12 protein-coding genes are annotated in these 12,797 nt (G+C 70.1%); all 12 read right to left on the bottom strand.

The features are described 5' to 3' along the window. Positions 1 to 145: 145 nt before the first annotated feature. The 12 genes from ABFX81_RS29460 to ABFX81_RS29405 all read right to left on the bottom strand — a co-directional run bounded on the left by ABFX81_RS29460 (position 146) and on the right by ABFX81_RS29405 (position 12,754). On the bottom strand, positions 146 to 2,992 hold the full coding sequence (locus ABFX81_RS29460) for a DEAD/DEAH box helicase (protein WP_086850462.1): 2,847 nt from the start codon (positions 2,990 to 2,992) through the stop codon (positions 146 to 148). 56 nt (positions 2,993 to 3,048) lie between these two features. Continuing rightward, complete coding sequence (locus tag ABFX81_RS29455; protein ID WP_086850463.1) at positions 3,049 to 3,939, bottom strand: diacylglycerol kinase; 891 nt, start codon at positions 3,937 to 3,939, stop codon at positions 3,049 to 3,051. Between the two features lie 31 nt (positions 3,940 to 3,970). Further along, entirely contained in the window at positions 3,971 to 4,930 is a 960-nt protein-coding gene (gene tatC / locus ABFX81_RS29450; protein ID WP_086850464.1) for a twin-arginine translocase subunit TatC, read from the bottom strand. Between the two features lie 47 nt (positions 4,931 to 4,977). Next, positions 4,978 to 5,262 carry a Sec-independent protein translocase subunit TatA gene (gene tatA / locus ABFX81_RS29445; RefSeq protein ID WP_059419437.1) on the bottom strand — a complete coding sequence of 95 codons (285 nt, stop codon included), beginning with the start codon at positions 5,260 to 5,262 and terminating at the stop codon, positions 4,978 to 4,980. 259 nt (positions 5,263 to 5,521) lie between these two features. Next, the gene (locus tag ABFX81_RS29440) at positions 5,522 to 5,716 is read right to left on the bottom strand and encodes a hypothetical protein (RefSeq protein ID WP_086850465.1); all 195 of its coding nucleotides are present in this window, start codon (positions 5,714 to 5,716) and stop codon (positions 5,522 to 5,524) included. Between the two features lie 45 nt (positions 5,717 to 5,761). Then, a complete protein-coding gene (locus ABFX81_RS29435) occupies positions 5,762 to 6,055 on the bottom strand; it encodes a CpXC domain-containing protein (protein WP_086850466.1) in 294 nt (97 codons plus the stop codon). Between the two features lie 307 nt (positions 6,056 to 6,362). Continuing rightward, positions 6,363 to 7,433, bottom strand: a complete 1,071-nt coding sequence (locus tag ABFX81_RS29430; protein ID WP_346138904.1) for a helix-turn-helix transcriptional regulator — start codon at positions 7,431 to 7,433, stop codon at positions 6,363 to 6,365. A gap of 18 nt (positions 7,434 to 7,451) precedes the next feature. Beyond that, the gene (locus ABFX81_RS29425) at positions 7,452 to 8,429 is read right to left on the bottom strand and encodes a helix-turn-helix transcriptional regulator (protein WP_086850470.1); all 978 of its coding nucleotides are present in this window, start codon (positions 8,427 to 8,429) and stop codon (positions 7,452 to 7,454) included. Between the two features lie 129 nt (positions 8,430 to 8,558). After that, positions 8,559 to 8,930, bottom strand: a complete 372-nt coding sequence (locus tag ABFX81_RS29420) for an FKBP-type peptidyl-prolyl cis-trans isomerase (RefSeq protein WP_030243994.1) — start codon at positions 8,928 to 8,930, stop codon at positions 8,559 to 8,561. A gap of 61 nt (positions 8,931 to 8,991) precedes the next feature. Beyond that, positions 8,992 to 9,993 carry an FKBP-type peptidyl-prolyl cis-trans isomerase gene (locus tag ABFX81_RS29415; RefSeq protein WP_346138903.1) on the bottom strand — a complete coding sequence of 334 codons (1,002 nt, stop codon included), beginning with the start codon at positions 9,991 to 9,993 and terminating at the stop codon, positions 8,992 to 8,994. A 130-nt stretch (positions 9,994 to 10,123) separates the two neighbouring features. Then, positions 10,124 to 11,485, bottom strand: coding sequence for a Pup--protein ligase (pafA, locus tag ABFX81_RS29410; RefSeq protein WP_059419425.1), 1,362 nt, complete (start codon positions 11,483 to 11,485; stop codon positions 10,124 to 10,126). A gap of 9 nt (positions 11,486 to 11,494) precedes the next feature. After that, positions 11,495 to 12,754 carry an MFS transporter gene (locus ABFX81_RS29405; protein ID WP_086843979.1) on the bottom strand — a complete coding sequence of 420 codons (1,260 nt, stop codon included), beginning with the start codon at positions 12,752 to 12,754 and terminating at the stop codon, positions 11,495 to 11,497. Between the last annotated feature and the right edge of the window lie 43 nt (positions 12,755 to 12,797).

Here is a 12,797-nt window from a genome sequence, read left to right as displayed (position 1 = left end):
AAACAGGCATGCGAAAGCCCCTCACCTCAACGGGTGAGGGGCTCCGGCAACAACGCCCTTCCAAGGGGCGCGGGGCAGTGTCGATTTGCGGCTCCGCCGCGTGGGCGCGAGCAGCCACAACGAAGCGGCACCCGCGCAGCGACGATCACCCCACCGACGAGTAGGCGACAACTCCCCGCAGCAACAGATCAACGGCCTTACGGGCGTTCTTCACCACCGAGGACCCTTGCGGGGCGGCGGCGGCGATCTGCCCCAGCACATCGATGACCTGCTTGCACCACCGCACGAAGTCCCCCGCCGGCATCTCCGCCTCGCGCAGCACCTCGTCGAGCCCCTTGCCGGAGGCCCACATGTACGCGGCCCAGGCGAAGCCGAGGTCCGGCTCACGCTGCCCCACGCCCTCGGTCTGGGTGATCCGGAACTCCTCCTCAAGGGCGTCCAGCCGTCCCCAGATCCGCACCATCTCGCCCAGCGCGGCCTTGGCCTTCCCCGAAGGCAGCTTCGGCGCCAGCGCGTCGTCCCCGACGCGTGACTCGTAAACCAACGCCGAGACGCACCCGGCCAGTTCGGCCGGTCCGAGCCCCTCCCAGACGCCCTCGCGCAGGCACTCGCTGGCGAGCAGGTCCAGCTCGCCGTAGAGCCGCGCGAGCCGCTTGCCGTCCTCGGTGACCTCATCGCCGCGCAGGTAGTCCATCTCGGTCAGCAGCGCCACGATGCGGTCGAACGTCCGCGCGATCGTGTTCGTACGGCCCTCGATGCGCCGCTCCAGCTGCGAGGTGTCGCGCAGCAGCCGGTGGTAGCGCTCGGCCCAACGGGCGTGGTCCTCGCGGTCGTTGCACCCGTGGCAGGGGTGCGCGCGGAGAGCCGTCCGAAGCCGGGCGATCTCGCGGTCGTCGGCCGCCTGGGAGCGCCGCTTGCGGTGCCGGTCCGCCGGGATGTGCCCGGCCTTGGTGCGCAGCGCGGACGCGAGGTCCCGACGGGACTGCGGGGAACGGGGGTTGAAGGACTTGGGGATCCGCATCCGCTCCAACGGCTCGACCGGCACCGGGAAGTCGATGGACGCCAGCCGCTTCACCTGCCGTTCGGCGGTCAGCACCAGCGGGCGCGGCCCGTCGTGGTGGTCGAAGCCCCGGTGGCCGTTGGAACGACCCGCGGGCAGGCCAGGGTCCAGCACCAGCGCCAGGCCCGCGTACTTGCCGGTGGGCACGTGGATGACGTCGCCGGGCTTGAGCTTCTCCAGCGCGACGGCGGCCTCCGCGCGTCGCTGTGCCGCACCCTGCCGGGCCAGTTCGTTCTCCCGGTCCTTCAGTTCGCGGCGCAGCCGCGCGTACTCCTCGAAGTCGCCGAGGTGGCAGGTCATGGAGGCCTTGTAGCCCTCCAGCCCCTCCTCGTTGCGCTGCACCTGCCGGGAGATCCCGACGACCGACTTGTCCGCCTGGAACTGCGCGAAGGACGTCTCCAGCAACTCGCGCGAGCGGTGCCGGCCGAACTGTTCGACGAGGTTGACCGCCATGTTGTACGACGGCTTGAAGCTGGACCGCAGCGGGTACGTGCGCGTGCCGGCCAGGCCCGCGAGGTGCTCGGGGTTCATGCCGCGCTGCCAGAGCACGACGGCGTGGCCCTCGACGTCGATGCCGCGTCGTCCGGCCCGGCCGGTCAGCTGCGTGAACTCGCCCGGGGTGATGTCCGCGTGCTGCTCGCCGTTCCACTTGACGAGCTTCTCCAGCACCACCGAACGGGCGGGCATGTTGATGCCGAGGGCGAGGGTCTCGGTCGCGAACACGGCCTTGACCAGGCCGCGCACGAACAGCTCCTCGACGACCTCCTTGAAGGTCGGCAGCATGCCCGCGTGGTGGGCGGCGATGCCGCGCTCCAGGCCCTCCAGCCACTCGTAGTAGCCGAGGACGTGCAGGTCCTCGTGCGGGATGGACGCCGTGCGCTCCTCGACGAGCGCGCGTACCCGGTGGCGCGCCTCCTCGTCGTTGAGCCTGAGGCCCGCGTACAGGCACTGCTGGACGGCGGCCTCGCAGGCGGCGCGGCTGAAGATGAAGGTGATGGCGGGCAGCAGCCCCTCGGCGTCGAGCCGCTCGATGACCTCGGGCCGGCTCGGCGTCCACACCCGGGAGCGCTGTCTGCGCTCACGCTCGCGGTCGGCCTCGCGCAGCCGGCCGCGCCGGCGGTCCTGGTACGACGGCCGGGTCGCCTCCATCCGCGCCATGCGCGTGAGGTCGGGGTTGACGGCCTTCTTGTGCCCCTCGCCCTCTTCGAACAGGTCGTACATCCGCCGCCCGGCCAGCACGTGCTGGAACAGCGGCACGGGCCGGTGCTCCGAGACGATCACCTCGGTGTCGCCGCGGACCGTGTCGAGCCAGTCGCCGAACTCCTCGGCGTTCGACACGGTCGCCGAGAGCGAGACGAGCGTGACCGACTCGGGAAGGTGGATGATCACCTCTTCCCAGACGGCGCCCCGGAAGCGGTCGGAGAGGTAGTGCACCTCGTCCATGACCACGTAGCCGAGGCCCAGGAGCGTCTGCGAACCGGCGTACAGCATGTTCCGCAGCACCTCGGTGGTCATCACGACCACCGGGGCATCGGAGTTGACGCTGTTGTCGCCGGTGAGCAGGCCCACCTTGTCCGTGCCGTAGCGGCGGCACAGATCGGCGTACTTCTGGTTCGACAGCGCCTTGATGGGCGTCGTGTAGAAGCACTTCTTGCCCTGCTGGAGGGCGAGGTGGACGGCGAACTCGCCGACGATCGTCTTGCCGGAGCCGGTGGGCGCGGCGACCAGCACGCCCTTCCCCGCCTCGAGCGCCTGGCAGGCCTCGATCTGGAAGGGGTCGAGGCCGAATTCGTACATCTCGCGGAATGAGGCGAGCGCGGTGGCCTGCTCGGCAGCGCGCTGACGGGCTGCCGCGTACCGCTCGGCCGGTGAGAGATCCTCTGTCATCGTGCTTTCGAGCGTACCGGGCCGCACTGACAACAGGACGATCATTATCCGGATCCGTTCCTGTGAAACCGGGGATCGGCGCAGCTCAGGGGCAGCCCGGCTCAGGGGCCGACCACCCGCACGCCCCCGCGCACGCAGCGCGCGGTCAGCGGCAACGGGCCGAGCGGTTCCCCGTCCGCGTACCCGGTGACGCCCTCGGCGGCGATCTCGACCCGCGCCGCCCGCAGCACGGTCACCTTCGGATGCTCGATGTGGGTCCCCCGGTACACCCGCGGAAACACGCGCAGCAGCGTCCTACGGTCGCAGTCCCCGACCACGGTGATGTCGAACAGCCCGTCGGTCAGGTCCGCGCCGGGGCAGATCCGCATGCCGCCGCCGTACGACGATCCGTTGCCGACCGCGACGAGGGTCGCCTCGACCTCACGGACCTCGCCGTGGTCGAGCCGGATCCGGTACGGGACGGGCCGGAAGGCGGCGAGTTCGGCGACCATCGCGAGGTCGTACTTGAAGCGGCCGGCGGGCCACCTCATGCGGTTGCCCCGGTCGTTGACCCGGGAGTCGAAGCCGGAGGCGAGGACCGTGCCGAACCAGCGGTCCCCCACCTGGCCGAGGTCGATGTCGCGGAGCCGGCCGCACTTGAGGGCGTCGGCGATCATCCGGCCCGCGGCGGCCGGCTCGCGTACGGGAAGACCGAGGGCGCGGGCGAAGTCGTTCCCGGTGCCGACGGCGACCAGGCCGAGGGGAGTGCCCGTGCCCGCGACCGCCCGCAGGGCGAGCTGGGCCATGCCGTCACCGCCGACGGCTATCAGCGCTCCGGTGCCGCCCGCGACGGCGGCACGCGCGCGGGTGAGGGCGTCCGGAGCGTCCTCCCCGAGCACCGTACGCACCGAGTAACCGGCCGCCCGCAAAGCGGAAGCGGCCGGCTGCGCCGCCCGGGCGCCCCGGCCGCGACCCGCGGTGGGGTTGACGAAGAGGGTGATCTCGCTGGTCACGCGACCGACCCTATGAGCTGCCCGCCGATCTTCAGGTCACGTCGTCATAACCGTTGACCCGGTCCGTGCGCTCCGCGCTCGCCTGCTCGGGCAGCGCGGCGCGGCTGGTCGTCACGGGCTCGATCTCGCCGATGTCGTCGGGGGTGAGGTCCAGCTCGGAGGCCTCGTCGTCGGCCGGCCCCGCCGCCTCACGACGGGCACGTCGCCTGTCGTTCGCGAGGGCGATCACGCTCGCGGCGAAGTAGAGAACCCAGATGGGGCCCGCCAGAGCGAGCATGGAGATCGGGTCGGTGCTGGGGGTGGCGATCGCGGCGAACACCGTGATGCCCATGATCATCCCACGCCACCAGCCGGCGATCTTCTTGCCGGTCAGGACGCCACCGAAGTTCAGCATGACCAGCAGCAACGGCAGCTCGAAGGAGAGGCCGAAGACGATGATCATCCGCATGACCAATTGCAGGAGATCATCAAGGGGAAGCTGGTTGTCGCTGCCGATGATCGAGAACTCGAGCATCACGGACGCCATCTTGGGCAGCGACCAGTAGGCGAAGTACGCCCCCGTGAGGAACAGCGGGAATCCCGCAGCCACGAAGGCCAGGGAGTACTTCTTTTCGTGCCGGTGCAGGCCTGGCGCCACGAAGGCCCACAACTGGAACAGCCACACCGGAGCTGCGAGGGCCACACCCGAGGACAGCGAGACGGTGAGAGCGAGGGTGAACGGGCTCAGCAGACCGTTCTGGACGATCCGCGCGCACTGGGTTTCCTCGGTGCCCTTCGCCAATTCGGCGAAGCTGTACTGGCATCCCACCGCGTCAAGGATGGGATTCGTGAAGAACTGGATGATGTCCTTGTAGAAGAAGGCGGCGACGACCGTCGTGACAACGATCGCCAGCAGGCTCTTCACGAGCCGGTTGCGGAGCTCGCGAAGGTGCTCCGCAAGGGGCATGCGCCCCTCGGGATCCTTCTCCTGCTTGCGGGCAGACTTCAGCAACCCACGTTCCCATCTCGTGCGGCGGGCCGGAGGTCACCGGCCCTGGGTCAGCGCTTGGTCGTGTCCGTCGGCTCGTTGACCGGGCGCGAGCTGGTCACGTCACCGGGCGCTGCCTGGATGGTGCGCTGCGAAGGCTGCTCGTCGTTGTTGGGCGGGCCGGCCGGGGTCGTGGACGACTTGTTCTCGTCCTTCATCGCCTTGGCCTCGCTCTTGAGGATGCGGGCCGACTTGCCGAGCGACCGAGCCATGTCCGGAAGCTTCTTCGCGCCGAACAGCAGGATGATGACGACGAGGATGAGAATGATCTCGGGGGCTCCGAGCCTTCCGAACATAAGTCTTTACCTTCTCACCGAGGCGGCTGTGGTGGGGTGCTGTCCGACCGGTCGGACATGTGTCCGAACGATCGTGTTGACAGCGATCGTAACGCTCGGGGGTAAACGTGAGGCAATCCCTCTGCATCCCCTGTGCGTACTCCCGTCCGCGGCCAGTGCCTCGTTAACCGGACCGCGACCAGCAGCGTACCTGTCCGAACCGCCGAGGTGACAGGGCGAAGTGTCCCAAAGCCCGACTCACAGCCACCCGCCGGACAGCTCAGAGGGAGTCCACGGACCGGGCCGCGCTCTCCGCCGCCCGCTCCAGGTCCTCGGCGGCACGGTTGATACGGCGCGCCGAGTCCGTGACCTGGCTGCCCAGGCGCTGTGCCTCGACGAAGACCCGCACGGCGAGCACCCCGAGCACGGCGAGACCCACGAATCCCACGGCAATCGCGAACATCGGCCAGAACATGACGCCGAGCCTAGACCCTCCCGGAACGCCGAACGCCCAGACCCTCTACAGGGTCGAATGCAGCCGCAGGGTCCGTACCCCGCCACCGGTGAGGAGCTCCACGATCCGCTCCCCCGCGGGCTTGCGCACGGACGCACCGCACTCCGGGCAGGTGAAGGAGTAGAAAGTGGTGCGGCTCGTGGCGCCGATGGCCAGGCGCAGGGCGCTCGCGGTGAGTTCGAAGCGCTCGCGGCAGTCCGGGCAGCCCGCCCGGAACACCACCGGGGGCACGCTTGTCATCCCGGAGAACGCGGACTCCACCGTCATGCCCATCGCACCGGACGTCACCGACTCGCTCACAGCCCTGGCTCCTCTTTCTCAGGTCGTTCGCCTTCGGGACACCCGGGTGGCGCCGGGGCGGACCGGCTCGCCCCCGGCATCGACCAGTTCCGCGCCCCGGCACGGCGGCGGTGCCCCAGGACGGCCCCAGGGGGTGTCCGCAAAGTCCCGCCTGCCCCGCGACGCCCGGCACGCTCCTCAAGCTCTTCGAGCAGGAGGGACTCCCAGAGCACGCACCGAACGCCGCGAGGCCCGCCCTCCGGTCGGACGACGGGACCTTGCGGACACGCCCTGGCAGACGGCCGTCGGCGCCTTGGGCACCCGCGGCTCACGCGCGCCTGCCGTCCGGCCCGTCCGCCACCGCGTGCGGCCCGCGCACCTCGGCCGCATCCACCACGCCGGCCGCCGCCAGCGCCTCGATCCCGTCGTACGCCGCCAGCGCCTCGCGGGCGGCCTGCCGGGCGCTGTCCGCCAGCTCGGGCGGCGACACGATCCGGCCGTCCCGCCCGAGCCGCAACGCCAGGCGTCGCAGCGACGCCGGCTCGGGGGTCCGCAGAGTGATACGCAGCCCGCCGTCGGGGAGCTCATCCGCACTGTCGTGCGGGTAGTACTCGGCGACCCAGCGGCCGCCGGGCCCGACCTCGACCACGACCTCCGGGTCCTCGGCCGCGGGCTGCACCAGCGCCTCGGACAGGTCCCGCAGCTCGATCTCCGGCGGTGCCGACGGCTCGTCGAGGATCTTGATCTCGGCGACCCGGTCCAGCCGGAAGGTGCGGCGCGCCTCCGAGCGGCGGCACCAGGCCTCGACATACGTGTGCCCGACGCTGACCAGGCGGATCGGGTCGATCTCCCGCTCGGTGACCTCGTCGCGCGCGGGCGAGTAGTAGCGGATCCACAGCCGGCGGCGCTCGGCGATCGCCCGGTCGACGTCCGCGAAGACCCCGCCCTCGGACTCGAAGGTCACCGACAGCCGCGAGCTGGCGCCCGCCGCCTCGCCGGCCGCGGCCTCCACCTTGGCCGTCGCCCGCAGCAGCGCCTGCCGGTCGCTCTCGCGCAGTCCGGGCAGCGTGGACACGGCCCGGGCGGCGACGAGCAGGGCGGTGGCCTCGTCGGCGGCGAGCCTGAGCGGCTCGGCCGCCTCCGCCGCCAGGGCGGCCGGGTTGTGCCACCAGATGCGCTCGCCGTCGGTGTCGATGTCGAGCAGGTCGCCACCGCGGAAGCTGGTGCCGCACATGGGCAGCACGTCGAGGTCGGAGACCAGCTCGTCCTCGGTGATGCCGAAGGCGCGCGCGACGTCCTCGACCCGGGCTCCGGGGCGCTCCCTCAGATACGTCACCAGGGAGAGCATCCGTCTGGTCTGGTCGATGGCGTTCACGGGCCTGACCGGTTTGCCTGCCACTGTCTCGTCCGCTCCCCCTCAGCCCTTGGCCACGGCCCGTAGCCGGTCCACCACGTCGGCCCGCAGCTCCGCGGGCTCCAGGACGACCACGTCCGGCCCGAACTCCACCAGCCAGGCGTCCAGCCCGTGGCCGTACGGAATCTCCAACTCGTCCCAGCCGTCACCGAGTTCCCGCACGGAGGTGGCCTTCGCCCGAAGGGGGTACCCCGCGTCCGAGCGCAGCCGGATCCGCGCCGAACGGTCGGTGATCTCCCCGGCCCAGCTCGCGACGGTCTCACGGACAGTGACGACGTCCGGCACGTCGGCGGTGTACCGGCCGCCGCGCGAGCGGACCTTGCCGGTGATCCGGGACAGCCGGAAGACCCGCTCGGCGCCCCGGTCTCGGTCCCAGCCCGCCAGGTACCAGTGACCCCGCCAGCACTCCAGCGCCCAGGGCTCCACATGCCGCTGCTCGGGGTGGGCGGCGGTGGCCTTGCGGTAGTCGAAGACGACGGGCCTGCGGTCCCGGCAGGCGAGCATCAGCGGCTCGAACGCCGCCTCGTGCACGGGGATGCGGGGCTCCAGGGCGCCGTGCGACCCGTACGGGTCGACGTCCTCGGGGAGTCCCGCCGCGCGCAGCTTCTGGAGGGCGCCGCTGGCGGCCCCGGCGAGCCGGGCCTGCTGCCAGACCTTGGCGGCGAGCCCGAGTGCGGCGGCCTCCTCGGCGTCCAGGGTGATGGGCGGGAGGCGGTTGCTGTCGCGGCGGGCCAGATAGCCGATCTCGCCGTCGAGGCTCTCGACTGTCTCGATGACCAGTCCGAGCTCGCGCAGGTCGTCCTTGTCGCGCTCGAACATGCGGTTGAAGGAGTCGTCGTTGCCGCCCGGGCCGTTGCCGGGGCCGAAGGCCTCGACGTAGGCCTCGATGGAGTCGCGCAGCTCACGCTTGCTGAGCGGCCGCCGCGTCCCGAGCAGACACAGCGCCAGGTTCATCAGACGCTCGGCCTTGGCAATGGCCATCGAAGCGCTTCGCCTCCCTATGGTGCTTACGAGCGATGACCGTACCGCCACACGGTGGCCCCGCAAAAGCCGAGGGCCCATGCCCGAACAGGCATGGGCCCCACGTGATCGAGTCTGTTCGGATCTTGCTCAGACTCCGAGCAGGTCGACCACGAAGATCAGCGTCTCGCCGGGCTTGATCGCCGGGGTCGGGCTCTGGTTGCCGTAGGCGAGGTGGGCGGGGATGGTCAGCTGGCGGCGGCCGCCGACCTTCATGCCCTGCACGCCCTGGTCCCAGCCCTTGATGACCCGGCCACCGCCCAGCGGGAAGCGGAAGGGGGTGCCGCGGTTCCAGCTGGCGTCGAACTCCTCGCCCGTGCTGAAGGACACGCCGACGTAGTGCACGGTGACGGTCTGGCCCGCCTGCGCGACCGGGCCGTCGCCTTCCCAGATGTCCTTGATCTCGAGGTCCGCCGGGGGCTCGCCGCCCGGGAAGTCGATCTCGGGCTTGTCGATGCTCACGTCTCTAGCTCCTGCTTGTCTACGGAAAGGCGAACACGCACAGTCTTACATCCCGCGCGCGTCACAGCTTCGCGAGGATGTCCACCGAAAAGACCAGCGTGGAGTCCTTCTTGATGCCGCTGCCCTGCGGCGGGCTGTCCCCGTAGCCCAGCTCCGGCGGGATGACGATGAGGACGCGGCTGCCGACCTTCTTGCCGGTCAGGCCCTGCGCCCAGCCCTTGACGACCTGCTGGAGCGAGAACGACACGAGCTGCTTGTTGGCGTACGACGAGTCGAACTCCTTGCCGCCGTCCCACAGCACGCCCTTGTACTGCACGAGGACGCTGTTGTCGGCGGCGACCTCCTCGCCGTCGCCCTCCAGGACGTACTCCGCGACGAGCTTCTTCGGCGCGGCCGACTTGGGCACCTCGATGGAGGGCGCCTTGCCGTCGGTGTTGGTGCCGACCTCGGGAAGGTCCGCGTTGTCCTGCGGGACCTTCTTGCCCTTGGCGGAGCTCTTGGCGTTGAACGTGTCCTGCACGTCGACGACGAAGACCAGGGTGTCGGTGCCCTTGATGCCCGCCTGCGGGTTGCCCTGCGAGCCGTAGCCCCAGGTGGGCGGGACGGCCATCTCGACGCGGCTGCCGGCCTTCTTGCCGGCCAGCGCGTACCGCCAGCCGTCGATGATCTGGCCCTGGGTGAGCTGGATCGCCAGGCGGGCCTTGCGGTCGTAGGAGTTGTCGAAGACCTTGGCGGTGTTCCAGACCTGGCCCAGGTAGTTCGCGACGACGAAGTCGTTCTCCGCGATGGCCTTGCCGCTGCCCGCGACCAGGGTCTTCACCGCGAGCTGCTTCGACGGCTCTCCGCTGCCCTTGGCGATCGTCGGCTTCTCGTCGAACTTCGTGCCCGAGGTGACCGCCGGCAGCGGGCCGTCGACGATCTTCGGCGGCGGGGCGGCGGACGGAGCCGACGCCGAGGGCGACGGGCTGTCGCTGGCCTTGCTCGAGTCGGATTTGTCGTCGCCGCATGCGGCGAGCGTGGCAAGTCCAGCGGGTACGGAGATGAGAAGTGAGCGTCGGCGCACTGTGGGGGCCTCGTAATCGGTCGATCTCGTTGATGGCGTGCGCGCAACTCTACGGCGTGAGCAGGGCGCCGTACTTGTAACGTACGGCGCCCGTGTGGCGTTCCGGCGATTTCCCCGCCGGCGCATTTCCTCACATTCCGGCGATCAGCTTCTCCACTCGGTCGTCCACGGAACGGAACGGGTCCTTGCACAACACGGTGCGCTGAGCCTGGTCGTTGAGCTTGAGGTGCACCCAGTCGACCGTGAAGTCACGGCGCTGTTCCTGCGCACGCCGGATGAAGTCGCCGCGGAGCCTGGCCCGAGTGGTCTGCGGCGGTACGGACTTGCCCTCGAAGATCTTCAAGTCGTTGCAGATGCGCGCTGCCTGACCCTTCTTCTCGAGCAGGTAGTACAGGCCGCGACGGCGGTGGATGTCGTGGTAGGCGAGGTCTATCTGCGCGACGCGCGGATGCGACATGGTCATGTTGTGCTTGGCCCGGTACCGCTCGAGGAGCTTGTACTTCATGACCCAGTCGATCTCGGTGCCGATGCGGTCGAGGTCCTCGCTCTCGATCGCGTCCAGCGTGCGGCCCCACAGCTCCAGGACCTGCTCCACGGTGCCGGTGCGGATGCCTCGGCGGTCGCAGAAGTCCAGGGCCTTCTCGTAGTACTCGCGCTGCACCTCCAGGGCGGAGGCCTCGCGTCCGCTGGCCAGGCGGACCTTGCGGCGGCCGGTGATGTCGTGGCTGACCTCGCGGATCGCCCGGATCGGGTTCTCCAGGGTGAGGTCCCGCATCACCGTGCCCGCCTCGATCATGCGCAGCACCAGGTCGGTGGCGCCGACCTTGAGCAGCATGGTCGTCTCGGACATGTTGGAGTCGCCCACGATGACGTGCAGGCGGCGGTAGCGCTCGGCGTCCGCGTGCGGTTCGTCACGCGTGTTGATGATCGGCCGGGAGCGGGTCGTCGCCGAGGAGACGCCCTCCCAGATGTGCTCGGCCCGCTGGCTGACGCAGTACACGGCACCGCGCGGCGTCTGGAGCACCTTGCCCGCGCCGCACAGCAACTGCCGTGTGACCAGGAACGGAATCAGAATGTCCGCGAGCCGGGAGAACTCCCCGTGCCGGGCGACGAGATAGTTCTCGTGGCAGCCGTAGGAGTTGCCCGCCGAATCGGTGTTGTTCTTGAAGAGGTAGACGTCGCCCGCGATTCCCTCCTCGTGCAGGCGTCGTTCGGCGTCCACCAGGAGTCCTTCGAGAATGCGCTCGCCCGCTTTGTCGTGGGTGACCAGTTCGGTCACGTTGTCACATTCGGGTGTGGCGTATTCCGGATGTGAACCCACGTCGAGATAGAGGCGGGCGCCGTTTCGCAGAAAGACATTGCTGCTTCGGCCCCATGACACGACACGGCGGAAGAGGTACCGCGCCACCTCGTCAGGAGACAGGCGGCGCTGTCCCCTGAACGTGCACGTGACGCCGTACTCGTTCTCCAGCCCGAAAATGCGGCGGTCCATGAGGGAACATTACGCCCGATCCCCTGAACTGAAACGGGGTTCGACGGCACGGTTTGGATCATTTTCCGAACCGGCGGCAACCACCGCTCCCCCACCGGGAGCTGCGAGTACCCGCCCTGTGGCGGTCAAAACCAGCAGGGACACACCACCCGCGACACCCGGAAGGGCGAAGCCCCACAGGGCCCCTCCCGCCTCCACGACGGGCCCCGCGACGCCCGCTCCGACCGAGTGGCCCACGGTGAACGTCGTCACCAGCCAGGAGAACGCCTCGGTGACCGTGCCGCGCGGCGCGTGCCGGTCGACCAGGACGAACGCGCAGGCGATGGCGGGCGCGAGGAAGACCCCGGCGAGCGCGGTCAGCGCCACCATGGGCACCGCCTCCGGCATGAGCATCAGCGGCAGATAACACACCACCAGAAGCGCCACCAGCACCCGCAGTCTCCGCGCGGGCTCACCGGCCCACTGCCGGGCCCCGTAGACAAAGCCGCCGACCAGTGCCCCGAAGCCCAGAGCCGCCATCAGCCAGCCGTACACGACGTCACCGCCGTGGTCGTCCGCGTAGGGCACCGAGGCGACCGTGATGGAGCCGAGCGCGATCCCTATGAACAGGAACGCCGCCAGCAGCGCCAGCAGCCCCGCCGAGCGCAGCGCGCCGAGCCAGTGCGCCTCGCGCGGCGCCGACCGCCACGCGCGCGAGGGCGGCGACACCACCACGGACAGCGCCCCCAGCACGCCGACCACGTTCAGCACCAGCAGCGCGGCCTGGGCGGACCACAGGGACACGCACAGCGTCACGAGCAGCGGCCCGACGGTGAACATCACCTCCTGGGCCACGGCGTCCATGGCGTACGCGGTGTGCACGTGTTCCTCCTTGCGGAGGACGGACGACCACAGAGCCCGCAGTCCGCCTTCGAGAGGCGGCGTGAAGAGCCCGGCGGCCGCGACGGCGGCGTACGCGAGGGGCAGCGACCCGATCCCGCCGAAGGCGAAGACGGCCATGGCGAGCCCGGACAGGACGGCCGCCGGCAGCTGCACACGCGGCTGCCCCCGCAGGTCCACGAGCCGGCCCAGCACCGGCTGGCCCACCGCGTTGGCGACGCCGTACACACCCACCAGCGCCCCCGCGACGCTGTACGAACCGCCTTCGGCCCGCACGAACAGCAGGATCGCGATGGCTGCCGTGGCATTGGGCAGCCGGCCGACCAGCGTGCCGACGAGCAGCCGGGCGGCGTGTCGCGCCCGAAGGATCTCCAGGTATCCCGTGGCCATGTCCCCGCCCTAGGTTTTACGTATAACGTCGAGTTCCATACGT

This window comes from Streptomyces coeruleofuscus (genome assembly GCF_039532725.1).
Lineage (GTDB): Bacteria > Actinomycetota > Actinomycetes > Streptomycetales > Streptomycetaceae > Streptomyces > Streptomyces coeruleofuscus.
The sequence above is the reverse complement of the archived record's forward strand: the minus strand, read 5'-3'. Positions and strand labels throughout refer to the sequence as shown.

Coding starts and splice junctions, on each gene's coding strand:
- ABFX81_RS29460 (WP_086850462.1), bottom strand. CDS start 2,992: ATGATCGTCCTGTTGTCAGTGCGGCCCGGTACGCTCGAAAGCACGATG.
- tatA (WP_059419437.1), bottom strand. CDS start 5,262: ATGTTCGGAAGGCTCGGAGCCCCCGAGATCATTCTCATCCTCGTCGTC.
- ABFX81_RS29440 (WP_086850465.1), bottom strand. CDS start 5,716: ATGTTCTGGCCGATGTTCGCGATTGCCGTGGGATTCGTGGGTCTCGCC.
- ABFX81_RS29425 (WP_086850470.1), bottom strand. CDS start 8,429: ATGGCCATTGCCAAGGCCGAGCGTCTGATGAACCTGGCGCTGTGTCTG.
- pafA (WP_059419425.1), bottom strand. CDS start 11,485: ATGGACCGCCGCATTTTCGGGCTGGAGAACGAGTACGGCGTCACGTGC.
- ABFX81_RS29405 (WP_086843979.1), bottom strand. CDS start 12,754: ATGGCCACGGGATACCTGGAGATCCTTCGGGCGCGACACGCCGCCCGG.